19 protein-coding genes are annotated in these 23,472 nt (G+C 51.4%); 8 read left to right on the top strand and 11 right to left on the bottom strand.

Annotation, left to right across the window (positions count from 1 at the left end; genetic code table 11):
- Positions 1-49: 49 nt before the first annotated feature.
- The 3 genes from JOD55_RS06890 to lpdA all read right to left on the bottom strand — a co-directional run bounded on the left by JOD55_RS06890 (position 50) and on the right by lpdA (position 4,517).
- Positions 50-1,255: an MFS transporter gene (locus JOD55_RS06890; protein ID WP_204399300.1), complete on the bottom strand. Its 1,206-nt coding sequence runs from the start codon at positions 1,253-1,255 to the stop codon at positions 50-52.
- A 108-nt stretch (positions 1,256-1,363) separates the two neighbouring features.
- Positions 1,364-3,112, bottom strand: coding sequence for a 2-oxoglutarate dehydrogenase, E2 component, dihydrolipoamide succinyltransferase (sucB, locus tag JOD55_RS06885; RefSeq protein ID WP_204399299.1), 1,749 nt, complete (start codon positions 3,110-3,112; stop codon positions 1,364-1,366).
- A gap of 28 nt (positions 3,113-3,140) precedes the next feature.
- Complete coding sequence (lpdA, locus tag JOD55_RS06880) at positions 3,141-4,517, bottom strand: dihydrolipoyl dehydrogenase (protein WP_204399298.1); 1,377 nt, start codon at positions 4,515-4,517, stop codon at positions 3,141-3,143.
- Between the two features lie 245 nt (positions 4,518-4,762).
- On the opposite strand from lpdA, the gene JOD55_RS06875 reads away from it, so the two are divergent.
- Positions 4,763-5,107 (top strand): oxidoreductase, encoded by a 345-nt coding sequence (locus JOD55_RS06875; protein ID WP_204399297.1) that lies wholly within the window; start codon positions 4,763-4,765, stop codon positions 5,105-5,107.
- Between the two features lie 172 nt (positions 5,108-5,279).
- Here JOD55_RS06875 and JOD55_RS06870 read toward each other — a convergent pair whose 3' ends face one another.
- Positions 5,280-6,743 carry a leucyl aminopeptidase gene (locus JOD55_RS06870; RefSeq protein WP_204399296.1) on the bottom strand — a complete coding sequence of 488 codons (1,464 nt, stop codon included), beginning with the start codon at positions 6,741-6,743 and terminating at the stop codon, positions 5,280-5,282.
- Positions 6,744-6,835: 92 nt separating this feature from the next.
- Positions 6,836-7,519 carry a DUF3043 domain-containing protein gene (locus tag JOD55_RS06865; RefSeq protein ID WP_204399295.1) on the bottom strand — a complete coding sequence of 228 codons (684 nt, stop codon included), beginning with the start codon at positions 7,517-7,519 and terminating at the stop codon, positions 6,836-6,838.
- 126 nt (positions 7,520-7,645) lie between these two features.
- Here JOD55_RS06865 and JOD55_RS06860 point away from each other — a divergent pair, with 126 nt between their 5' ends.
- From JOD55_RS06860 to JOD55_RS06845, 4 genes are all read left to right on the top strand, one after another.
- Positions 7,646-8,989 carry a dipeptidase gene (locus tag JOD55_RS06860; protein ID WP_204399294.1) on the top strand — a complete coding sequence of 448 codons (1,344 nt, stop codon included), beginning with the start codon at positions 7,646-7,648 and terminating at the stop codon, positions 8,987-8,989.
- 30 nt (positions 8,990-9,019) lie between these two features.
- On the top strand, positions 9,020-10,195 hold the full coding sequence (locus tag JOD55_RS06855) for a hypothetical protein (RefSeq protein WP_204399293.1): 1,176 nt from the start codon (positions 9,020-9,022) through the stop codon (positions 10,193-10,195).
- Positions 10,196-10,343: 148 nt separating this feature from the next.
- The gene (erpA, locus tag JOD55_RS06850; RefSeq protein ID WP_204399292.1) at positions 10,344-10,694 is read left to right on the top strand and encodes an iron-sulfur cluster insertion protein ErpA; all 351 of its coding nucleotides are present in this window, start codon (positions 10,344-10,346) and stop codon (positions 10,692-10,694) included.
- Between the two features lie 101 nt (positions 10,695-10,795).
- On the top strand, positions 10,796-11,743 hold the full coding sequence (locus JOD55_RS06845; RefSeq protein ID WP_204399291.1) for an FKBP-type peptidyl-prolyl cis-trans isomerase: 948 nt from the start codon (positions 10,796-10,798) through the stop codon (positions 11,741-11,743).
- Positions 11,744-11,845: 102 nt separating this feature from the next.
- Here JOD55_RS06845 and JOD55_RS06840 read toward each other — a convergent pair whose 3' ends face one another.
- From JOD55_RS06840 to JOD55_RS06820, 5 genes are all read right to left on the bottom strand, one after another.
- The gene (locus JOD55_RS06840) at positions 11,846-12,493 is read right to left on the bottom strand and encodes a LutC/YkgG family protein (RefSeq protein ID WP_204399290.1); all 648 of its coding nucleotides are present in this window, start codon (positions 12,491-12,493) and stop codon (positions 11,846-11,848) included.
- A complete protein-coding gene (locus tag JOD55_RS06835) occupies positions 12,490-14,022 on the bottom strand; it encodes a LutB/LldF family L-lactate oxidation iron-sulfur protein (protein ID WP_204399289.1) in 1,533 nt (510 codons plus the stop codon). Before JOD55_RS06835 ends, JOD55_RS06840 begins: the two co-directional genes overlap by 4 nt.
- Positions 14,023-14,025: 3 nt before the next feature.
- Entirely contained in the window at positions 14,026-14,814 is a 789-nt protein-coding gene (locus JOD55_RS06830) for a (Fe-S)-binding protein (RefSeq protein ID WP_204399288.1), read from the bottom strand.
- Positions 14,815-14,865: 51 nt separating this feature from the next.
- Positions 14,866-16,530, bottom strand: a complete 1,665-nt coding sequence (locus tag JOD55_RS06825) for an L-lactate permease (protein ID WP_204399287.1) — start codon at positions 16,528-16,530, stop codon at positions 14,866-14,868.
- A gap of 398 nt (positions 16,531-16,928) precedes the next feature.
- A complete protein-coding gene (locus tag JOD55_RS06820) occupies positions 16,929-17,552 on the bottom strand; it encodes a superoxide dismutase (RefSeq protein ID WP_204399286.1) in 624 nt (207 codons plus the stop codon).
- 247 nt (positions 17,553-17,799) lie between these two features.
- On the opposite strand from JOD55_RS06820, the gene JOD55_RS06815 reads away from it, so the two are divergent.
- The 3 genes from JOD55_RS06815 to JOD55_RS06805 all read left to right on the top strand — a co-directional run bounded on the left by JOD55_RS06815 (position 17,800) and on the right by JOD55_RS06805 (position 21,150).
- On the top strand, positions 17,800-18,228 hold the full coding sequence (locus JOD55_RS06815; RefSeq protein WP_204399285.1) for a response regulator: 429 nt from the start codon (positions 17,800-17,802) through the stop codon (positions 18,226-18,228).
- Between the two features lie 225 nt (positions 18,229-18,453).
- Complete coding sequence (locus JOD55_RS06810) at positions 18,454-19,668, top strand: pyrophosphate--fructose-6-phosphate 1-phosphotransferase (RefSeq protein ID WP_204399284.1); 1,215 nt, start codon at positions 18,454-18,456, stop codon at positions 19,666-19,668.
- A 132-nt stretch (positions 19,669-19,800) separates the two neighbouring features.
- Positions 19,801-21,150: a class II 3-deoxy-7-phosphoheptulonate synthase gene (locus tag JOD55_RS06805; protein WP_204399283.1), complete on the top strand. Its 1,350-nt coding sequence runs from the start codon at positions 19,801-19,803 to the stop codon at positions 21,148-21,150.
- A gap of 154 nt (positions 21,151-21,304) precedes the next feature.
- Here the strand turns inward: JOD55_RS06805 and pknB are convergent, their stop codons facing one another.
- Complete coding sequence (gene pknB, locus JOD55_RS06800; protein WP_204399282.1) at positions 21,305-23,392, bottom strand: Stk1 family PASTA domain-containing Ser/Thr kinase; 2,088 nt, start codon at positions 23,390-23,392, stop codon at positions 21,305-21,307.
- Positions 23,393-23,472: the final 80 nt, after the last annotated feature.

Below are 23,472 nucleotides of genomic sequence, written 5' to 3'. Positions count from 1 at the left end.
AAATTCTAATTGATTTGAATAATGCCGCCAAATAGAGGGTCCATGCAGATCAGCTGCGGATTTCCGCTCGTGCCATCAACAGGGTCACGAAGGTCATCAGAAGTGCCGAACCTGTAGCGACATAGAACCCATACGGCAGATAAATCTCGAGCAAGGTACCAGCCAAAGTTGAAGAGAGCGATACTCCAATCACATTCATCGATCCTAATGCAGTTACTGCAACAGCGCCGCCACCCGGGGGAGCAAGTCTGCCAGCGAGGGTGAAAATTGCCACCGAAGCTGGACCAATAGCGAGTCCGTTGATAAACATCAGCGTGGCGAGACTCCAGTCAGACGTTGCGAAGGAACAGAGGAATGCGCCTAGCGCAATGGCAATTCCAGCAATAATAATGCGCTTTGCTTGGGAAATTCTTTCTGGAATGACGACGGCGCCGAGCGCAGTGATCGCCGAACCAAGGCCGAGAGCGGCGTAAATAATGCCGCCCTTTCCGGGTTGCCCTACAGCATTTGCGTATCCGGTCACCGAGGTTTGCATGGCTCCAAAGAACATGCCTAGTGTCGCCATCGCGCCGAGTGATACGGCCACGCGCCGCATCACGAAAGCCATTTTGGGCGAGTTAGCTATCTCATCAGTGCTCGATGCGCCCACGCTGTACTTCGATAGCGCGAATGGCACAACGCAGGTGACGACGATGCACGCGGTAACGATGAGTGGTATAGCAGGATGAATGAGTGCAGCTAGTAGGCCTACTGCTGCGGGCCCTAGTACGAATGACATCTCGTCTATCGTGGATTCCCATGATAAAGCAGCTGCTAACTGAGGAGGGGTCTTTGATAACTCATACCAGCGAATACGGGCAAGCGCGCCGATTGGAGAAGTGGTTAAGCCGATAAGCGCACAGAGCAGGGCGAGAGTCCATAGGGGAGCTCCATAAATAGCCGCCGTCACAAATGAAAGCAGTGAGATAACACTTACAGGTGCAATGTAGAGCAAAGGACGGCGTTGACCGTATTTATCGGTCAGGCGGCCGATGATTGGATTTCCAATTCCAGTCGCGATGGCTTGTGCGGCGGATACAACCGCTCCGCTGGCTACTGAACCGGTAGTCACTGTGACAAGAGTTAGCACGCCTATCACATTCATGGACGTTGGAAGGCGTCCAATGAAAGAAATAAGCAAATACAACGCGCTCGTTAGGCGGGGAAGATCGCGATAACCACCCAGCTTAGAACCAAGGTCTATTTTTCGTTTCACAATGTCCTTACTCTGTTATTCGTCAAACTATCTCACTATAGCGAATAAAACGGGCTTGGTGTTGAAAGGAGAACCTTGCAACACCAAGCCCGCGAGAGATTAGCTAGATCAGAGTCCGATCTCTGCTCCGAAATCGCCCTCTTCGAGGCGATCCTTCACGTCACGCAAGAAGCGCGATGCATCTGCACCGTCCACAATACGGTGATCGTACGAGATGGAGAGGTAGCACTTAGAACGGATTGCAATGACTTCATTGCCGTCCTGATCCTTGACAACGCCAGGTGCCTTGAAGATCGCGCCTGTACCCATAATAGCAACGTTAGGCTGGTTGATAATCGGAGTGTCGAAGATAGCTCCAATTGAGCCGGTGTTGGTGATGGTGAAGGTCGAGCCTGCCATCTCATCGGCGCCAATCTTTCCATCACGAGTACGTGCAGCGAGATCGCCCACGGCCTTCGAAATACCAGCAATGTTGAGATCGCCTGCATTCTTAATAACCGGTACGAAGAGTCCCTTTTCGGTATCAACCGCAATACCAACGTGCTCAACATTGTGGTAGACGATTTCGCTACCTTCTACTGAGCTATTGATGATTGGGTGAGCCTTGAGAGCTTCTGTTGCTGCCTTAATGAAGAACGGCAGGTAAGTGAGCTTGACGCCTTCACGAGCAGTGAAAGCATCCTTTGCCTTTGCACGCAGTGCCACGATGCGAGTCACATCAACTTCCATCACCGTGGTGAGCTGCGCTGATGTTTCGAGCGATTCAATCATGCGCTTGGCAATCGTCTTGCGCAAACCGCTCATCTTCTGGCGCGTGCCACGCTTGCTCGATGCTTGAGCGGCCTTCTGTGCAACCTGAGCCTTGACAGATCCAGTAGCTGCAGTTGCAGGAGCGCTGGCTGCTGCAGGAGCTGAAGCAACTGGAGCAGCTGCATTTGCAGCAGCCTTCGCAGTTTCAGCAGCAGCTTCAATATCCTGACGACGCACGCGTCCGCCCACGCCGGTACCCTTGACCGAGTTCAGGTCGACGTCGAGTTCTTTCGCGAGCTTGCGAACGATTGGCGTGACGTATGCCGATTCGGACGAAACGGTGTCGGCTGGAGCTTCTTGAGCAGCGCTGACTGCTGGAGCGCTTGCAGGCGATGCCTGAGCTGCTGGTTCAGCCTTTGGCTCGGAATTCTCTTCTGAGCTGGATTCGGCTGGGGCCTCAGCAGCTTTTGGAGCTTCTTCAGCTGGAGCGGAATCCTCAGATTCTCCGCCGATGATCGCCAATACCGTGCCAACTTCAACCGTCTCATCTTCATTAACGATGATCTTGGTAATCACGCCGGCAGCAGGAGCTGGAACTTCGGTGTCTACCTTATCGGTGGAAACTTCGAGGATCGGCTCGTCTTCTTCAACGGTATCGCCAACTTCTTTGAGCCAGGTAGTAACGGTTCCTTCAGTGACGGACTCGCCAAGTGCTGGCATCTTAACTTCAACGGCATCTGCAGAATTGCCCGAATTGCTCTCTGGCTTCGCAGCAGGCTCGTCATTGCCCTTATCCGAGTCTTGTGCGGACTCTTCGCTTGGCTTCGCTTCTTCATTAGCGCCAGAATCGTTCGAATCGGCTGTGCCAGAGCCATCGCCGATGTAGCCAAGAACGGTGCCTACGTCGACCGTCTCATCTTCATTGACGATGATTTTCTCAAGTACGCCAGCAGCTGGGGCTGGGACTTCGGTGTCTACCTTGTCGGTAGAAACTTCGAGAATAGGTTCGTCAGCTTCAACGGTGTCGCCAACTTCTTTGAGCCACGTAGTGACGGTTCCTTCGGTTACGGATTCGCCCAAAGCGGGCATTTTAATGGGTTCAGACATGATACTGATTTCTCCCTAATTTCTATTCTCAGTTGTGGGTGTGAAGTGGCTTGCCGGCAAGAGCCAGAATTGCTTCTCCAACGGATTCGTTCTGAGTTGGGTGAGCATGGATCATGCCTTCGAAGTCCTCTGGGAACGCTTCCCACGTTACCATGAGCTGGCCTTCTCCGACCTGTTCACCCATGCGGGCGCCGATAGCGCTGAAACCAACGATTGGGCCGTTCTTCTCGCGGATAAGCTTGACGAAACCGGAGGTCTTGAGCATTTGCGACTTTCCGTTGCCAGCCAAGTTGAATTCAACGGTCTCGACGTTCTCTTTACCGTATTTTTCTTCGGCTTTCTTCTGTGACAGACCAACGGAAGCAATTTCCGGATTGCAGAACGTGACCTTAGGAATATTGTTCTCGTCGATGACCTTTGGATTGAGTCCAGCAATCTCTTCAGCTACGAAGATTCCTTGCAAGAATCCACGATGTGCGAGCTGTACGCCCGGTACGATGTCGCCAACTGCGTAGATATTTCCGACGCCGGTGTGCAGGCGCTCGTTTGTGATAACGAAACCGCGATCGAGGGTAATACCTTGTTCTTCGTATCCAAGGTTTGCCGTGGATGGACCGCGGCCAATAGCGATAAGCAAGTATTCGGCGTCGTACTGCTTTCCATCTTGGGTAAAGACGTGTACGCCGTTCTCATCTTCTTCAACGCGGTCAAACATCGTCTTGGTCTTAAAGGCGATCTTGCGCTTGCGGAATGCGCGCTCAAGGTGCTTGGAGATAGCTTCGTCTTCATTTGGGACGAGGTGATCAAGACCTTCAATAATGGTCACTTCAGCGCCATAAGATGCCCAAACGGAAGCGAACTCCACGCCAATCACGCCTCCACCGAGCACGATGACCGAATTTGGCACGGTCTTCATCTCAAGAGCTTGTTCAGAGGTGATGACCCGATTCGTGATCTTTTGGCCGATGGTCTTGGAGTACGATCCTGAGGCTAAAATGATGTTCTTGCCTTTGAGGAGCTGGCCGTTTACTTCAACAGTATCTTGAGCAACGAGGCGACCCCAACCTTGGATGGTCTCGATGCCACGTGAGCCTATGAGACCGGTGAGTCCTTTATAAAGACCTTCAATAACTCCTGCTTTGTAGCTATTGAGGGCTTCCATGTCGATGCCGTCGAATGTGCCTTTCACGCCAATGCTTGCACCCTCGCGCATTTCATCGGCAACCTCAGCTGCGTGTAGCAGTGCTTTAGTTGGAATACATCCACGATGGAGACAGGTTCCTCCTACCTTGTCTCCTTCGACCAGAGCAACACTCAAACCGAGCTGACCTGCGCGCATTGCTGCTGCATAGCCACCCGACCCAGCGCCGAGGATCACTACATCGTATTCTTTCGTGTCTGCCACGTACCTCTCCCTCGAGTATCGGATCCGTGATTGGATCAACAAGTACCTTCGTCCTAATTCAACCACTTTTAGAAGGATTTTGCGCCCTAAATCGCCTATCAGAAAGGTAAGAAAGCTAACTACTTTTCGGTTTTTCGCCTATTTAGAAGAAAAGCTAAATGTGATTTATCGCATTTGTGTGTCTAAAATGAACAAAAATACAATCGAAGCGCACTGAATCTGAGCACACTGAAAAGGATTTTTATATGGGACTGTTTTCTCGCTGGACTCGATCAAAATCGGCTGCAGTAGATCTTGGTGCAGCACCAACGCGTTCCCAGATTCACAGTGCTCAAGAGTACTTTGCTGATTTTGTGGCCACTAGAAAGTCCGTAGAAGCTTATTTCGAGCAAGCGACGCCGCGCGAAAGTGCTGCGCTCGTACTGGTGGCAGCTGACGGAGAGTGGACCAGGCGAAAAGTGACCGATGCGTCGTCGGCCAGAAAAATCACGCAAAAACTGGACATTGCGCTGTACGACGTTGCCGAACGCGGTTATCCGCCTCAGATGCGCGAATGGAATAAGAAAAATCCGGGTTCGACCCGTCGTTAGTGCGAACAGATCGTCCCGGACTTTTCTGCGAAACTTAACTACTTAATTCCAGTTAATTTGCGCTGTCGATTTCCTTTTGCCGTGATGTTCTTAGCGCCGTTGTGCGCGCATGTTTCATCCATGGCTTAAGCAGCACTGCTGCGCTTTGTGGCTCAACGTCAGTTTCCAAGTGTCAGTTCTCAAGCGCCTTTTCTTCGAGGTAGTTCACCAGTGTGCGCATCATCGTGCCAGTTGCACCTTTTGGCGTGTATCCGTACGCACCCTCGCGGTTGAACGATGGACCAGCGATATCGATATGTGCCCACGGCGTGTCGGCAACGAATCGCTGCAAGAAAAGCCCTGCTGTGAGCATGCCGCCGTAACGTGAGCCAGTGTTCTTCATATCGGCGATATCGGATTTCAGGCTCGACTTCAGATGCTCGGGAAGTGGCATTCCCCATGCCAACTCACCAGCGTTTTGTGCAGCGGCGAGGACTTCTTCGCGAGTCGCATCGGTACCCATGATTCCGGTGTAGCGTTCGCCCAGTGCAACCATTTGCGCACCGGTCAAAGTAGCAACATCAATAACCGCATCTGGTTGCTCATCAGTGGCCATGATCAGTCCATCAGCGAGCACAAGACGGCCTTCAGCGTCCGTATTGTTGATCTCAACTGAAATTCCATTGCGGTAGGTGATGACGTCGTCTGGTCGCGTTGCAGTTCCAGAAATCATATTCTCTGCCAAACACATCCAGCCCACGACTTTAGTGGGAAGCTCAAGGCGAGCGGCAGTGATGACGGCGTGCAAAATAGTTGCGGCGCCGCCCATATCTGTTTTCATTTCTGTGATAGCAGTCGATGGCTTCAAAGAGTATCCGCCGGTGTCAAACATGATTCCCTTGCCAACTAGAGCGGTAAATCCATGTGCGTTGCCAGGATTCCATTCGATTCGCACGAGTTTAGGCTCGTTAGCAGAACCTTTTCCAACGGCAATAAGACCAGCGAGATTTTCCTTGTAAAGCTGTGCCAAATCGTACACATGCACGCTGCAGCCAGCAGCTTGAGCTTCAGTGAGAGCGTACTGTGCGAAGGATTCGGTATTGAGGTCATTAGCTGGGGTATTGACCAAATCACGCACTGCGTTAACGTTTTGCGCGATGATGGAAGAGCGCTCAATGATGCTTTCCACATCCGAAAGTGTGGAATGGATGTTGATCATTTTTACCGGCTGATCGGCATCTTTGCGATAACGAGTGAAATCGTAGGCACCGAGGAGGGCGCCTTCTGCGATTGCTTCAAGTTCGGCGTTAGTCGAATGGGGAAGAGCCACTGTGACGCCGTCAAGTCCAGCGCCAGCGCGAACGCCTGCACCGGCGATCTGGCGAAGATCATCGAGGTCTGGATCGGTACCGAGTCCCACAGCAAACACCAAGAGGTCACGCTGCGAGGGGACGGTTAATGTGGTTACTGATGCTGTCGTATCGCTGGCACGTAGTGTTTTTAGCGCGTTTTCGCACTCAGTAACAAACTCCGGTGAGGTCAGCGACGACGCGAGTTTAACGGCGTCGTCGTTCTTAGAAAAACCGACGATAACACCTGCAGTGGTGATTTCGGCGGTATCAATTCCTGCGGCTTTATGTAGCTTAATTTCAGTCATCTGTATTCCTTTAATATTGCGTGATTCAAATCCTGAGGTATTTTGAGGAGGCATCGCCAGTGATTCTTATGCCTCCTAGAGCTTCCCAATTGTTATGCAGCCTTAGCAGCTTGCTTTGCCGCCTTGAGATCTTCTTTGCTCGATCCCGGTGGGAATTCGCCGCGCTTAACTTGAGCAGCAGGTAGACGCCAGCGGCGGACGTAAAACGCACGACCGAGCATTTGCATCGTAAAACCACGAGGAACTTGGTCAAATCCATAGCGATAACCAGCAAGAACCTTGGCGCGGCGCACAATAATCACCGCGTGGACAAGCATGGCGAAGAACACCACATACAATGCGATCGCCACAAAATTAACTATTTGCGGAAAACGAAGCTGCACAATCATCAGTGGGATCAAAGCAATTGCGATAGGCATGAACCAACCAGAAATCGGACCAGAAGCATCGACGTAATTTCGGGCCCATTTGCGCAGCTTGCCGCGGTGCTGCACTGGCATGTTGTTTTCGTCGCCAGTGCGCATTGCTTGCTGTTGCTTGTAGTAAAGCTCGTTCGAACGACGGCGATTTTCTGCACGCTGTGCTTTCTTAGCTTCCTTTGACAGCTTTGTGCGGTCAGCTACGATAGGGCGGCGGTTAGCCGCTTCAACTGCCTTGCGCTTAGGCGTCGGTACGCCTTTCTTGGGAGTGTAGCCCTTTGGAGTGCTCTCGTGGCCGTCTTGTAGCTGGGTAGCTGTTGCATCGTGAGCCGAAGTATCTTTTTTCGAACCAAACACGTGTACTCGTCCTTGTCATGCAGAGATATTTTTAACCTGTACAAGTCTATCTGAAAAATGCATTATCTTACGCACGCAATCGCACACGCACATTGCTTTCACAGCAATGGGCGATAGGATTGGGTTATGAATATTGAATCGATCGTTTCGCGTGTGAATAGTATTTTTGACCAAACCAAGGCAGATTTGGTTGATCTGGTGGCGATTCCGTCGGTCTCGGCGTCGTCTTTTGATCAAACTGAACTAGATCGCTCTGCTGAGTGGATTGCCGATAAAGCACGAGCTCTAGGGCTTGAAACTCAAGTCATCAAAATCGAGACCGAGAGTGGTTTAGTAGGCCGGCCTGCGATTTTAGCAACGCGTCCGGCGCAGCCGGGCAAGCCGACTGTCTTGCTTTATGCACACCACGATGTACAGCCACCAGGAAAGAGCGAATTGTGGGATTCTGAGCCTTTTGTGGCACAAGAACGCGATGGCCGTCTTTACGGGCGCGGTGCAGCAGACGATAAAGCCGGTGTGCTGCTCCATTTGGCGGCTATTGAAGCTGCTGATCCTGGTGTTGGAATCACGTTGTTCATTGAAGGCGAAGAAGAAGTAGGTTCACCAACGTTCGTCGATTTCCTCAATACCTATAAAGAGACTCTGAAATCAGACGTGATCGTGGTAGCCGATTCCAACAACTGGAAGGTTGGTGTGCCGTCGTTGACCACTTCCTTGCGTGGAGTGTGCCAGCTCGATGTGAATATTTCAGTGTTGGATCACGCCCTGCATTCGGGAATGTACTCAGGTCCAACGCTCGATGCAGTGACGATCGCTGCGCGTTTGATTTCAACGTTGCATAACGACGCCGGAGAGGTCGTGGTAGAGGGGCTTGAACAGCGCGACGATACCTCAGTTGATTACCCCGAGGCTGATTTGCGCAAGGATATGGGTCTGCTTGACGGTATTGAGCTAGCTGGCACAGGTTCGCTCACCTCACGCTTGTGGACTAAACCGACCATCACTGTGATTGGTATGGATGTGACCCCAACGGACGTGGCTTCCAATACGCTGATCCCATCGGTAAAAATGACGCTATCGATGCGCGTTGCCCCTGGGCAAGATTCGCGCGAAGCAGCTGAGGCTCTTGAAAAGCACCTGTTAAGTCACGTGCCATTTAATGCGCATATCGACGTGCATTTGAACGAAGCAGGCCCTTCGTTCCAAGCTAAAACTGCTTCTGCCGCTACTGATTTGGCGAAGTGGGCACTGCGCACCGCATGGGACGTGGAACCGGTGGATATCGGCGTCGGCGGATCAATTCCGTTTATCTCGGATTTGGCTGAAGTTTTCCCAGAAGCGGAAATTTTGGTTACCGGCGTGGAAGATCCTGATACGCGGGCACATTCGGAGAATGAGTCACTCCATCTGGGAGATTGGAAGAAAGCGATTATTGCCGAGTCGCTTATGCTTTCGCGTCTTGGTGAGTAATTTGTGCGTGTATTAAGTGTTAGCTCAGGTATGAGCGGTCTTGAGCCCAGTCGTGTTTCGGATGTTTTTCTGCGCGGCTGGGCTCAGGTACGCCCAGATGACGAGCACGTATGCCTAAAATCCTGCGAAGGGGAGGTCATCGGATACCGCTCCACGGGACTCATTGATTTTTATGAAGATACGTGGAACGTCGTGCCACACAGTCTTTCTGACCAGGTTGATGTGTATATTGCGCAACGTGAGTTGAGAGATACAAAACGTCTGGTGCGACGCGGGCTTATCGATATCGCGGCCACGTGTTCGTGGTCTGACTGCTCGAAATTACCTACTGGATCCTCTCGTTTTGTAGCAGACGCCGTGTGCGAAGCGCTCAGAGCAGGTATCGATGAATTGCATATTCATCTGCCGCGTTTTTCTGTTGCGAGCGACCTCGGGCTTGGTTTTTTGGGTGCCTTTTCGCATCGTGAATTGAGATTTGACGACGACGTTGACGCCCCGCAGCTGGCAGCGGCCATAGACGACGCGCGGGCAGCTCTCGCTAATGTGCGCCTGATTGTGACCTATAGTGCTGAGCAGGGTTTATTGGGCATTTCGGGGATGGCTAAAGCCTGGGCGGATCGTGCAGTTGCAGGTGCGCAGAGTCAAGACTTTGAACGTCATGCGGGGGCTTGGATACACGGATTGAAAAGCTCTTACCGCGCTGAAACTGCTCAAGCTAGTGCAGCGCCGCTGTCAAATTCCGGGCTAAATATCGGGCAATTTGATGTGAAATCTATTGCTAATAATAAACCATTCGCAGGAGTTGGCGGGGGATTGGGGTTGATATTTGACCTGCTTGGCGCGCAAATATGGCCCATTTCCGAATTTGCACTGCGTTCGGGATCAGGCGGAGAGTTTGATCTTTTCACTGAACTTGGCAGATGTGACATTGCGTTATATCTCACTGGCGTTATCGGCGAATCGATTCCGCGTGGGCTAACTCTCGTATCTGAACAAGCTCAAGAACACGGTGTTCCCTTGGTATTGATTGCGCAATCTGCCGGACTGCGGCGAGGAGATTTGCCACGTTTTGGACTTGCAGGAGCTTATGAGGTAGTAGCAGGTGAGGATTGGATCAAATCTGGTAGTTTCGATGCTGTTGCCAAGGTTGAGCCTAACGACGTCGAGATGCTTGTTGGACGAATTGCTCACACGTGGGGTTGGTGAAAATTCACCGCGACATGAGGATAAATCACGAGCATAAGAACAACTGTGATTCGCTCGTTGAAAAATTGGTAGCTGTGCGTTGGAGAGCTGCGCGAATTCGGATTAGGCTGTATACACGACAGATAATGACTGCGATGGAGGTCAAATAATGAGCGAAAAGCTCGAGGCTGCAACACACGGTGTTATGCTCACCGAGGTTGCTGCACAAAAAGTGAAGTCACTGCTTGAGCAGGAAGGTCGCGATGATCTTCGGCTGCGTGTAGCGGTGCAGCCAGGCGGTTGCTCTGGTTTGATGTACCAGTTGTACTTTGACGAGCGTTTCCTAGACGGTGATGCCATTGCAGAGTTTGATGGTGTTGAAGTGATTGTTGATCGTATGTCAGTTCCATACTTGGACGGTGCAACTATCGATTTCGCTGACTCCATTGAGCGTCAGGGATTCACAATTGATAATCCATCAGCTAAGGGCACCTGTGCTTGTGGAGAGTCGTTCCACTGAGTTGTAAAATTCCCCGGTGAGGCATCGGGGAATTTTACTTATGGCATCGGCATTGCTTGGCATTGCCTTATGCCTTGTCTCAGTATCGAGTAGGAGTGTACGTGAAACGTCAACTAATCGCGGGTATTGCGGCTGCAGCTGTGATGTTTGGTCTTGCAGCCTGTGGAAATAGCGACTCTGCGTCTGGTGGTTCTTCGGCGTCGTCGTCCCAAAAGGAATGGGATGGAACGATGCCGACGGTTGAACAAAAAGGTGAGCAAACCAAGCTGGTCTTTCCAAAGACCGGGGCTCCAAAGGAGCTCAAGATCCAAGTGGTCGAAGAAGGTAAAGGTGCGACAGTTGAAAAAACTGACACCGTGATTGCCAATTATGTAGGGCAAGTGTGGGGCAAAGAAGAAGCCTTTGACTCTTCATTCAAACGTGGTGCTCCCACCGGTTTCTTGCTCGAAAAGGTGATCGCAGGCTGGACTGAGGGTCTCGCTGGCCAAAAAGTTGGGTCAAAAGTAATTTTGGTGGTTCCACCAGACAAGGGCTATGGAGCCTCAGGTGGGAATGCGGCAGCTGGAATTGGTGCGGACGATGTGATTGCGTTCTACGTCGAGATTAAAGATGCTTTGGGCAAAGACAAGGGAGGCGATCCGCAAGCCAAACCTGAGACTGCATTAGATCAGCTCCCGGTCAACATCCAAGGTAATCTAGGTGGGCCAGTGTCTGTTAAGGTCAAGGACGGCGCACCGCAACCGACCGAGCGAAAGATGACTGTGATCGCGCGTGGTTCAGGAGAACCTGTTAAGGAATCTGGAACCACTGTGTATTTGCAGTATGCGATGTCGTTATGGGATAACTCGACAGGTGAGACCACTTATGGAGTCACGGGTCCGCAGGCTATTCCGGTGACGGCGGGTTCGCCATTTGCGCTGCTCAAGGATATTCCAGTGGGCTCGCGCGTGCTTATTACTCAACCGGGATCTGAGGGAACTTCCTCGCCAAAGAGTCCAGCATTTGCTGTGGTAGTTGATATTGTTGGGCAGCTCCCAACAGGTAAATAACTGCTCAGATAAATAACTACTGATAGATTTGTGGGGAGATCTCCGAAGTTGGAGATCTCCCCACAAATCTGTGCTGGAGATATATCCAGCGAGACTCTTTCGTTAAGATTCGACGATCACAACGCGCAGGTTGCGTGGCCCGTGCACTCCATCAACTCGAACGAGTTCGATATCGGATGTGGCCGATGGGCCGGCAATCCAGGTAAACGGACGCGTTGGATTTTTGCCGAGTATTTCAACAGCTTGTGCCACTGTTGGGTACACATCTTTGGCATTGAGCACGATAACGTGAGTATCCGGGATGAGCGTGATCGCGCGTCGTCCTTGGTTTGGCTCGCCATCGAGGATGATCGTACCCGACATCGAAATCGCCACAGCGGAAGCTGTTACGACGGCATCGATTTGATTTAGCTCGTCGTTGCTCAACGGCTGCGCCAATGAGTCTTCGTGAAGCTGGCGCGAATTGCGTTGCGCAGCATCTTTCCACTCTGGAGCGAGATTCTTTGGCACTACGACGCTGGACGTATCTGCGAGGAATGAGTCGATTGCATCGGCAATTCCATCGGCTTTACACCTCACTACCTGAGCTGTGTAGTCTTCCAGTTTCTCGATGAGATCGGCAATAACGGGTTCGCTACCAGGAGCTTCATCGGATGACCTGCGATAATTGCGTACAGGCTCAGGCGCAGGTACTTCCTGGGTCGACAGTGCCTGACGGACTGCTTGAAGAATGTCTTCACGTGCGCTCATCGTGCTTCGCCTTTCTGCTGTGCTTCGTTGTACCAGTCACGGAAAGATTGTGCTGGCGGCGCAGGAATGTCCTTATTGCGCGTCCATGCGCTTACTGGCCATGGGAGGGACGAAATCTTTTCGTCCTTTCCAGCGATTGGCCGCCCAAGTTTAGCCATGCGAGCAGCCCTGCCAAAACGTTTGCCGTCGGACATAACTCGAGACGATGCCTTCATCGCCACGTCCCAACCATTGGGGATACCGCCACGGTTTGCTTCGGTATACCGGTGGCGCAGATGTACGAGTGCTCCAGGAATATCAATCTTTACCGGGCAAACATCGCCACATGCTCCACAGAGGGTTGATGCGAAAGGCAAGCTCGCTGCAGGATCGTGATGATCCGTTGCTTCAAGCAACTGTGGAGTGAGGATTGCTCCAATCGGACCTGGATAGATCGAATTGTAGGCGTGCCCGCCAACATGTTCGTAAACTGGGCAAACATTGAGGCATGCAGCACAGCGAATGCAATGCAAGGCTTGCCGTCCGACTTCATCCGCCAAGGCCTTGGAGCGTCCGTTGTCCAATAAAATGAGATGGAACTCTTGCGGTCCGTCACCTGGGGTTACGCCGGTCCAGAAAGAGGTGTAGGGGTTCATCCGCTCACCTGTGGCAGAACGTGGCAAGAGCTGCGAGAACACTTCGGCGTCTTGGAATCGTGGCACCATTTTTTCGATGCCGACGACGGAGATCAGCGTTTCAGGCAGCGTCAGGCACATACGCCCGTTTCCCTCTGATTCGTAGACAGAAAGTGTTCCAGTTTCGGCGATCATCATATTGGAACCGGAGATAGCTACTTTGGATTTAAGGAATAAGGTGCGCAAATGGGCGCGTGCAGCCATTGCCAGCTCTCGGGGATCTGCGGTGAGTCCCTCAGGGGCATCATCCATTTCGCGCTGGAAAATTTCACGAATTTCAGAGCGATTGCGATGGATTGCAGGAACGACGAGGTGCGATGGCATATCCTTGCCGAGCTGCACGATCATCTCTGCAAGGTCGGTTTCCCAGGCTTTGATGCCGTGTGAATCGAGGAATTCGTTGAGATTGATCTCTTGAGTTACCATCGATTTTACTTTGACGACTTCTTCCACCTGCTTTTCCCGCAAGATGGAGAGGATGATGTCGTTGGCTTCGGCAGCGTCGCGTGCCCAATGTACGATTCCGCCACGTTTGGTGACGTTTTCTTCCATCTGAATGAGCAGCTCAGGGAGATTAGACATCGTCTGGTGCTTGATCGCGGCAGCGGATTCGCGCAAATCCTCCCAATCGGGCATTTCAGCTACGCGCAGATTACGCTTGTTCCGGATAGTGCGAGTGGCGTGCCCAAGATTTTTCCGCATTTGGCTATTGCGTAGCGTTGTTGCTGCACCTTTGGGAAATGCTGATCCCCAACGGAGGGTATCTTCAGGTAGCGGCTGACCAACTTCCCACTGCCCGGAGTGTTCAGGCTTGCGTCCAGCGATGAATTTTGGAATTCCTAAGAAAGTAGCCATGTCTTATACGCCTGCCTTTACGGTGTTCGATGGAGCAACCCACGGCTGGTCTTGCGTGCCAGCCAGTACTTCTGCAAGATGCATTGCACGCACGCCTGCACGGTTGCGGGCAAGTCCGCCAGCGATGTGCATGAGGCACGAGTAATCGCCAGCTACAAGCACCTCTGCTCCAGTGGACTTAATATTCGTCATTTTGTCGGCCAACATGGACGCAGATGTCTCTGCATTCTTCAACGAGAATGTGCCACCGAATCCACAGCATGATTCAGCTTCGGGAAGATCAACGAGATCAATACCTTGAACTTCGCGCAGTAACTGGTATGGGCGGTCGCCAACGCGAGCTACTCGCAAGGAATGGCACGTTGGGTGATAAGTTACGCGATGGGGGAAATAAGCTCCCACATCGGTTTTACCGAGCACGTCCACAAGGAATTCGGAGAGTTCATAGGTTTTGGCAGCGATATCCGCCGCTGTGCGAGCTAGACCATCGAAACCTTCTGCTTTCGCAACCATCTCTTGCTGGTGACGGATCGATCCCGTGCATGAACCTGAGGGGACGACGATCGCGTCCCATTCGCCGTCGAGAACGGGGGAGAAGGTATCAACATGGTTTTTGATAAGCGGCATTGCTTCTGGATAGTAACCGGTGTTGATATGCATCTGACCGCAACAAGCCTGAGACTGGGGGAAGTCGACTGTGATGCCGAGACGCTCAAGCAGACGCATAGTTGCTTGAGGTGCCTGTGGGAACATCGAGTCGGCTATGCATGTTGCAAAAAGTGCGACTTTCATGAAACCTCTTTCTGATAGTGGATTGGTTTAACGACTTGGAGTTGGTGTTCTTTATAACGTAGGGATAATTCCTTGGGTGGCAAGGAATACGACCGTGCACAGGTAAATGAGCAGGCCGATAGACCACGGTGCCACTTTGCGGAGAATTTCTGGTTCGGATCCGACTTTTCCAACTGCGGTGGAAGCGATAGCCAAGTTTTGTGGCGAGACGATCTTGCCGATGCCGCCGCCTATCGAGTTGGCCGAAAGGAGAATTCCTGGATCCAACGAAGCGCCATGAGCCGCGGTTGCTTGCAGGTTGGCGAAGAGGGCATTGGAGGAGGTAGCTGAGCCGGTCACGGCGGTGCCGATCCATCCAAGAATAGGTGAAAGGAACGCGAAGGCAGAACCGGTTGCGGCCAAAGCAGCACCGATGGCCACTGTCTGCCCGGAGAAGTTCATCACGTATGCCAAGGACATCACTAGCGCGATCGTCAAAAGTGAGAGTTTGAGGGTCACGACGGTGTCTACTAGCGTGCGAATTCCGCGGCCAAAGGAGTATTCGAAGAGCTTATTTGAGGAGTTCTTTCCGTAGACGAAAGATACGATCAAAGCAGTGAGAACGATCATCGTGCCTGGCGAGGATAGCGTTTGAAGATTGTAGATCGGCGAGCTGGAGACTTCGCCGGCGGGCGTGAGGAGTTGACCGTATAGACCAGGCCATTCGATCTTTTTGTCGGTTGATGCCAAGAGCTGTGGAATGTCGATTCCAAAGCGCCATAGTTTAGCGATCGCGAAAATGATGACGACGAGCCAGTACGGCATGAGCGCGAGGGTGATGCGTCCGGCGTCGAGCTTGCCAGTGTTCGATGTCTCATTGAGACCGTGTGAGCGGAATTCCGCTGGAGTCTGGGGCGTAATCTTGGTGAGAATTGCTGCAGTGACGCCAAATCCGAGTAGTGAAGCGAATACTGCAGTGAGCTCATAGGAAATGTAATTTGCAGCGACGATGTGTCCGATCGACGTCACTACTCCTTGTACAAGTGCTACCAGCCAAAGTTCTTTGAGTCCTCGTTTGCCGTCGAGAATTGCGAGTAAGAGAAGCGGTACGAAAGTTGCGATCCAGGGGGTGATGGACGACGCCGTTGCGCCAACTTCCGTACCAGCCACGCCTCCCAGACGTCCTGCGGTCGTCATAGGAATTGCCATTGCTCCAAATCCAACGTTGATGGCGTTTCCAACCATTGTGGTGACGGCTGCTTTGAGAGGCGAGAGCCCAAGTGTTACGAGCATAGCTGCCACAATTGCTACTGGTGCTCCAAAACCAGCAAGGCCTTCGAGTAGGCCGCAGAACGAAAACGCTACGAGGAGTGCCTGAATACGGATATCTCCCTTTCCTACAGCAGAAAATACTAGGCGCACATCTTCGGCTCGACCGGAGGTGACTGTGAGGTTATAGAGCCAGACTGCCGCGATCACGATATAAATGATTGGGGCAATGCCGAATGCTGCTCCTTGTAAAATGGACAATCCAGCTAGGGATACTGGCATTGAGAATCCTACGACTGCTGAAATGAATGCAACGATGAGTGATCCGAGTGCGCACCAGTGAGTGGCCAGCTTGAATACGCCGAGCATCACGAAGAATACGATGAGTGGAAAAATTCCTAAGAGAGCGGAGAGCGCAACGGAGTCGCCGATTGCACTTGTAGACGGAGTGAATGTTGTTAGGAGCATCTGAACTAATTGACCTCGTTGAAAATTGTTAAATGAAATGCACTCTTAAACATATTCCAAGGTAAAGCGCTGTGTAGGTATCAGATTGGGGAATAGTTTCAAAATTAAGACACACTTAATTTTCGTAATTTAGAAAACAGGACTAAAGACCTATTTTGGGAAATTTTTAGGCTCGTTCTTTTTCCCAGTCAGGCGAACATAAAATTCAAAAATTGGCAAAATTGATGGTGGGGGCGCGGACGAAAGTCCGCGCCCCCACCAGGCCGAGTAGCCGCTGCTTGTTAAGCGCTTATCAGTAGAAGCGTCTAAGCTGTTTCAGCTCAATAAGCATGAGCATTTATTGGCTAGCTATTTATTCACACGCAGGCATGACCGTTGCGTGAATACTCGCCTTTAAGTCAGCGCACGATCAGGGAGTTTGCCTTTGCTGCAGCGTTAACGAGGCGCTCGTTCACATCTACCCAGTTGACGATATTCCAAATTGCTTTCACGTAATCAGCCTTGACGTTGAGGTAGTCCAGGTAGAAAGCGTGCTCCCACATATCGAGCATAAAAAGAGGAATAGTTCCTACTGGCACGTTTGCTTGCTGATCAAAGAGCTGGAAAATATTGAGCTTTCCAGAAATTGAATCGTATGCCAGTACCGCCCAGCCAGAGCCCTGGATGCCTGTAGCAGCTGCTGTGAAGTGCTTTTGGAAGTTCTCAAAGCTACCGAAAGAATCCTTGATTGCCTCTGCAATCTCGCCTTCTGGTTCGCCGCCGCCTTGCGGAGAAAGGTTCTTCCAGAAGATTGAATGGTTGGTATGCCCACCTAGATTGAATGCGAGATCCTTGGAAAACTGGTTGATCTTCGATAGATCGCCAGCTTCCCGTGCCTGAGCAAGATTCTCAAGTGCCGCATTGGCACCAGTTACGTAAGCAGCGTGGTGCTTCGAGTGGTGGAGCTCCATGATCTTGGCCGAGATATGTGGCTCAAGAGCTGCGTAATCATAGTCAAGTTCGGGAAGGGTGTATACAGTCATTTTTCCTCCAATGAAATAGAACGCCGCAATTGCGAGCAAAAGTGAACAAACTCAATTGCGATCTATATTCAATGATAGGGGCTAAAGACCCACGATCCTTTAAATTTCACTATGTGCGCAATAATGGCACTACACGATGTACGATTATTTTGTATTCGTACATCGATTGAGAAAATCGGTACACTATGTTGTGGTTGTGCCTTGATTATGGTTTCGTGCCATAGAATAGTATTGGGAGGAATTTCCTATGTCCGTTAATGAATCTGCAATTGCACCTGCTGAAAACGATGCAATTAATATTCTCGTTTACTCAGACAACAGGGATATTCGTGCAGATGTTATGAACGCGGTAGGGAATCGGCTTGGAAAAGACCTCCCTACAATTAACTGGACTGAATCGGCTACTTGGCAGGCTGCCGAAATGAAAATCCAAGAGGGTAATTTCTCACTTCTCATTCTCGATGCAGAAACTCCGAAGCTTGGCGGCATTGGACTGGGCAAGAAAGTGCGGGATGAAATCGATCCCGATATGGACTACATCGTGCTCATCGCGCGCCCGCAAGACGAATGGTTGGCTCGTGTTTCGAAGCCAAATGCCATTGTGCAGTATCCAATTGATCCACGTGAGCTCTCTACGGTAGTTGCGCGCGTGCTAAAGGAGAAAAACGCTCGTTAGTTGAGCGTGTTGCCACGAGCTAGTTGGCGTGTTGTTACGGTCTAATCGGCGTCTCATTGGCTTCTTACCAAGCACTAATTGAGCCTTTATGCCCGAGACGATCAAACGAGACATCCAGACGTGGGATTTTTGGACTAGGAAATATTCTCAGAGCCGGTAGAATCATAGTAGTGCCACAACGGCCGGTGAATATCACGTTCATTGAAATTCTAAGGAAGGAAACGGATGACTATCCGTCGCGTCGCCCTGCTCACCGCAGGTGGTTTTGCACCTTGTTTGTCCACTGCGGTTGGTGAACTAATCGAGCGTTATAATGCTGTAGATCCAAACATCGAAATTATTGGCTATCAGTATGGCTATCACGGCCTCCTGACGGGCAACTACGTAGTATTTGACGAAGCTGCTCGCGAGAATGCGGCAATTTTGAAAAAGTTCGGTGGCTCACCAATCGGAAACTCGCGTGTGAAGCTTACCAACAACCAAAATCTTGTCGACCGTGGCCTGATCAAACCTGGTCAAAATGCCCTGGAAGTCGCTGCTGAGAATTTGCGTCGCGACGGCGTAGACGTTCTCCACACCATCGGTGGCGACGACACCAACACTACCGCTGCTGACCTCGCTGCATACTTGCACGAAAACAACTACGAGCTGATCGTCGTCGGCCTTCCAAAAACGATCGACAACGATATCGTTCCCATCCGGCAGTCGCTGGGAGCTTGGACGGCTGCTGAGCAAGCGTCGATTTTTGCGCAAAATATTATCGGTGAGCACCGTTCTAATCCGCGAATGTTGATCATCCACGAAGTCATGGGACGCAACTGTGGATACCTCACTGCGCAAGCTGCTCACGATTACCACCAGTGGGTTAAGGAACAAGAATACGTTCCATCAGCTGGCCTTTCACAGGAGCGTTGGGATATTCACGCTGTGTACGTTCCAGAGATTTCTTTTGATCTCGACGTCGAAGCCTCGCGTTTGCGCAAGATCATGGACGAACATGGCAATGTGAACATCTTCTTGTCCGAAGGCGCAGGCGTACAGGAAATTATTGCAGAACTGCTTGAAGACGGCATTGAAGTTGAGCGCGATCCTTTCGGTCACGTAAAACTTGACACGATCAATCCTGGTCAGTGGTTTGCTAAGCAATTTGCTCAGGCTATTGGCGCTGAGAAAGTCATGGTTCAAAAGTCGGGATACTTCTCCCGTTCTGCGCGATCCAACGAACGCGATCTTGAGCTGATCGCAACCATGGCAGCATTTGCTGTCGAGTGCGCGCTCCAAGGCGATCCTGGCGTTGTAGGACACGACGAAGAGCACAACGATGAATTGCGCTCGATCGAATTCTCCCGCATTGCTGGCGCAAAGCCATTCGATGTACACCAGGATTGGTTCGCTCAGCTCATGGCAGAGATCGGCCAAGAATGGGAAGCAAAAGCCTGATAATTCGGCTTCATTGAGCGCGGTGCTGTGCAGCTGTGCTCAATGATAATAGCGCCTTGCAAGTGCCTCGCTCACAAAGTGGTATAACTACGCACAAAGTGAGCGAGGCACTTTAGGATATATTGTGTGAACATGGAAGCAAATAATCAATTAGAAGAACTCTACGCAGCATGGTCGGCCAAACGAGCTTTACATCAGCCACAATATCCTGATGCACAAGCTCTTAACGATGCTGTTGATTATTTGCGTTCAATGCCGCCCTTAGTTTTTGCTGGTGAAGCAGACAAACTCACGGAATTAATGGCTCGCGCATCCACCGGTAAGGCATTCGTCTTGCAAGGAGGGGACTGCGCCGAGACTTTCGAAAGCTCAAGCGCTGAACGGATTCGTGCCAAGATTCGTACGATCTTGCAGATGGCAGTGGTGCTCACCTATAGTGCTTCAGTTCCGGTGATCAAACTTGGACGGATGGCTGGTCAGTACGCAAAACCGCGGTCGAATGCAACGGAAGTGCGTGGGGGAGTTGAACTCCCCTCGTACATGGGCGACGCCGTCAATGATTTTGAATTCACGGTTGAGTCTCGCACGCCAGATCCACGTCGTCTTATTGAAACATATCAGCGTTCGGCCACAACGTTGAATTTGATCCGCGCATTTACTGCGGGAGGATTTGCCGATCTTTCTAAAGTGCATGAGTGGAACAGGGGATTTGCCTCCAACCCGGCTTATAAACGTTACAACCAGCTAGCTGGCGAAATCGATAAAGCGATGAAGTTCATGGCAGCTGCAGGTGCCAATTCCGAATCACTTCGCACAGTCGATTTTTACTCCTCACACGAAGCGCTCTTACTCAATTACGAGCACGCGATGACTCGTGTAGATTCGCGAACAGGAAAGCTGTACAACACCGGTGCGCATTTCCTGTGGATCGGTGAGCGCACGCGCGGGATTAATGACGCACATGTTGAACTGCTCTCACGTATTGAAAACCCAATTGGCGTGAAGCTGGGGCCAAATGTTGAACCTCAAGAAGTTGTGGCGCTTATCGATAAGTTAAATCCAGCTGGTGTACCGGGGCGCTTGACCTTAATCACCCGTATGGGCGCAGATATTATCACTGAAAAGCTACCTCCGATTGTTGAAGCTGTTCAGCGCGATGGACGTGCCGTTACGTGGATTTCGGATCCGATGCATGGCAATACTATTGCTGCGTCAAATGGCTATAAGACGCGCCGTATGAGCGACGTCGTCAAAGAAATCAGCGGCTTCTTTTCTGTGCATTCGGCTATGGGAAGTTGCCCAGGAGGAGTCCATATTGAATTGACGGGCGACGACGTCACCGAAGTTCTCGGGGGCGCGGAAGAGATATTTGAAGATACGCTAGCGACCCGTTATGAAACGCTCGTCGATCCGCGACTCAATCATCAGCAGTCCCTAGAAACGGCTTTTTTGGTGTCCGAGATTTTGCGTGAAAATGCCTAAATTTTGAGTAGTTGCGCAGAAAGTTCCTCATTCTCGCATACCTCGCGTAGTCACCTGAAAATTCTGGCGTGTACGCAGCTACGGGGAATGTGGAAAACAGACGACGTTCACGGCAGCGCAAGCAGTGGGCACGGCACATAACGCTACGGCTGTGTTAGACCACCTTAAGTTTGATCGTTGAGCCGGGAAGTACCATTTCACCTGCGCCTGGATTTTGGGCACGGACGGTGCCAAAGACGCCGAAAAGAATCCGTTCAACTTCAACCTGGAAGCCAGCATTTTTCAATATTGTGATGGCTTCTTTTTCTTGCTTTCCAAACACATCTGGCACTTGAACAAGCTGCGGACCTTTTGAGATCACGAGCTTAACCGTATCGTTTCGATATAAACTTGTGCCCTCGTTCGGGTCTTGGCTGATCACTTGCCCTTTTGGAACGGTGTTGGAGTATTCTTCGGAGGCACTTGCTTTCAAGCCAGCTTTTGCCAGTAGATCTTGAGCTTGTGCAGAGTCTTTACCAACCACATTAGGAACTTTCACAGGTTCACGTCCCTGTGAAATTGCAATTTTCACTTCCGAGTCGTGTGGAACTGAATCTCCCGCTGCCGGTTCCTGGGAGACGACCTTTCCTTTTTCGACCGTGTCTGACCAAGCGTGGGTCACTTTTGGTGCAAAACGAGCGTTTCTCAGTGCTTCTTCTGCCTGTGCTTGAGGTTGAGCGACGACGTTTGGCACGGTGAGCATTTCGATGCCATCGGAAATAAGCAAAGTTACTGCAGTAGACGGATGGATCTTCGCTCCGGCCTTTGGATCGGTGGCAATGGTCGTTCCTTTCGGAACTGTATCTGAGAAAGCATGAGTTGTTTTAACTGAAAACCCTGCTTTTTTGAGATTATCAATAGCCGTTTGTTCAGGTTGCCCGGTCACATTGATGACTTCAACGCGAAGTCCTGGGCCTGAGCTGAACCACCAATGTACGCCGAATCCTAAACAGCTGGCGAGGAGAACGAAAAGTCCAAGAAAAATTGGCCACCGGCGTCGGCGCTTCTTAGGCGAAGATGGCGGAGCGGCGGCTACCTCGACCGAATTAGCGACCGAATGGGCACTTGCGCCAGCATCAACGCTCACATCAGCACCAAGGCTTGCGCTAGCGCCGACGCTTGGCGCGAACTCGGCAGGGAGCAGCCCGGTAGCTGCGAGAGGCTCGTGTTGTGCTAAACTCTTGGCACCGGCGTCTGGAGATACAACTTGAGTTGCATCAAAAAGGGCCGTGCGTGCTGAGGTTGGCGCCTGTGGTTCGTCATTAGCTGCGTCTTTTGGTACCGGAAAAATGGGAATTCGCCGGATAAGCAGCTCTTGTGGGATAGATTCGTAGACGTCCGTTAGCGCGTCAAGCGCAGCCTGCCCGGTTTGGGGGCGTTTGTGTGGATCTTTAGCTGTAAATAAAGAGATGAGTGAATCAACTGTGATGGGAATCCACTCCGCATGCTCATTCAAGCGCGGTACTGGATCGTTAACGTGCGAGTACGCAATTGACAGTGGGGAAGTTCCCGTAAAAGGCAAATGCCCAGCTATCAGCTCGTAGAGCATGATACCAACGGAATAAATATCCGAGGCCGGGCCAATTTTTCCGTGTGAGACGATCTCAGGAGCGACATAACCCACCGTTCCCAGCATTGACGTAGTGTGTGCGCTGCTAGAATCAGTAACGGCTTTCGCTAAGCCAAAATCTCCAACTTTTGCTGTGACTGTGTTTGTACCGAGTGACTGGGCGTGGTCAAAGGAATCACTGAGCAAGATATTTTCTGGCTTCACATCGCGGTGGATAATCCCTTTTCCATGAGCGACGCTGAGTGCTACCAGGATCTGCTTGGCGATATCGAAAGCTTGACCGAGGGTAAAAGATCCCAATTCATTAAATTGCCTGCGCAGGTTCGGGCCAGGTACGAGTTCCATCACCAGATATGCGCGCGCACCATCGGGAAGATTAGCTACACCTTGGTCGTAGACCGCAACGATGTGCGGCGAATACAGGCTTGCTGCTGAGCGCGCTTCTTTGATGAAACGCTGGGTCAGCGCATCTTGTTCAGCAAGGTGGGGATGAATGAATTTGATGGCAACATCTCGGCCAAGTCGTGAATCGGTGGCGCGATAGACGCTCGCCATGCCGCCGCGGGCGAGGCGTGCTTGAATCACGTAGCGGTCTTCTATGACCATACCGAGTATTGGATCAGGAACATTCACAAGATTAAGCCTATCTAACGAAGCCGGTCGCATAATCGCGACCGGCTCGTGTGTCGAAATTGCTAGTGTAAGTGTAGCAA

Source organism: Arcanobacterium pluranimalium (assembly GCF_016907845.1).
Taxonomy (GTDB): Bacteria; Actinomycetota; Actinomycetes; order Actinomycetales; family Actinomycetaceae; genus Arcanobacterium_A; species Arcanobacterium_A pluranimalium.
The sequence above is the reverse complement of the archived record's forward strand: the minus strand, read 5'-3'. Positions and strand labels throughout refer to the sequence as shown.

Bases quoted from the DNA above. Each gene is read 5' to 3' on its own strand.
- erpA (WP_204399292.1), top strand. From the start codon at position 10,344: ATGAGCGAAAAGCTCGAGGCTGCAACACACGGTGTTATGCTCACCGAG.
- JOD55_RS06855 (WP_204399293.1), top strand. From the start codon at position 9,020: ATGAGCGGTCTTGAGCCCAGTCGTGTTTCGGATGTTTTTCTGCGCGGC.
- JOD55_RS06875 (WP_204399297.1), top strand. From the start codon at position 4,763: ATGGGACTGTTTTCTCGCTGGACTCGATCAAAATCGGCTGCAGTAGAT.
- JOD55_RS06825 (WP_204399287.1), bottom strand. From the start codon at position 16,530: ATGCTCCTAACAACATTCACTCCGTCTACAAGTGCAATCGGCGACTCC.
- JOD55_RS06835 (WP_204399289.1), bottom strand. From the start codon at position 14,022: ATGGCTACTTTCTTAGGAATTCCAAAATTCATCGCTGGACGCAAGCCT.
- JOD55_RS06805 (WP_204399283.1), top strand. From the start codon at position 19,801: ATGGAAGCAAATAATCAATTAGAAGAACTCTACGCAGCATGGTCGGCC.
- JOD55_RS06810 (WP_204399284.1), top strand. From the start codon at position 18,454: ATGACTATCCGTCGCGTCGCCCTGCTCACCGCAGGTGGTTTTGCACCT.
- sucB (WP_204399299.1), bottom strand. From the start codon at position 3,112: ATGTCTGAACCCATTAAAATGCCCGCTTTGGGCGAATCCGTAACCGAA.
- JOD55_RS06860 (WP_204399294.1), top strand. From the start codon at position 7,646: ATGAATATTGAATCGATCGTTTCGCGTGTGAATAGTATTTTTGACCAA.
- JOD55_RS06820 (WP_204399286.1), bottom strand. From the start codon at position 17,552: ATGACTGTATACACCCTTCCCGAACTTGACTATGATTACGCAGCTCTT.
- JOD55_RS06870 (WP_204399296.1), bottom strand. From the start codon at position 6,743: ATGACTGAAATTAAGCTACATAAAGCCGCAGGAATTGATACCGCCGAA.
- JOD55_RS06830 (WP_204399288.1), bottom strand. From the start codon at position 14,814: ATGAAAGTCGCACTTTTTGCAACATGCATAGCCGACTCGATGTTCCCA.
- JOD55_RS06840 (WP_204399290.1), bottom strand. From the start codon at position 12,493: ATGAGCGCACGTGAAGACATTCTTCAAGCAGTCCGTCAGGCACTGTCG.
- JOD55_RS06815 (WP_204399285.1), top strand. From the start codon at position 17,800: ATGTCCGTTAATGAATCTGCAATTGCACCTGCTGAAAACGATGCAATT.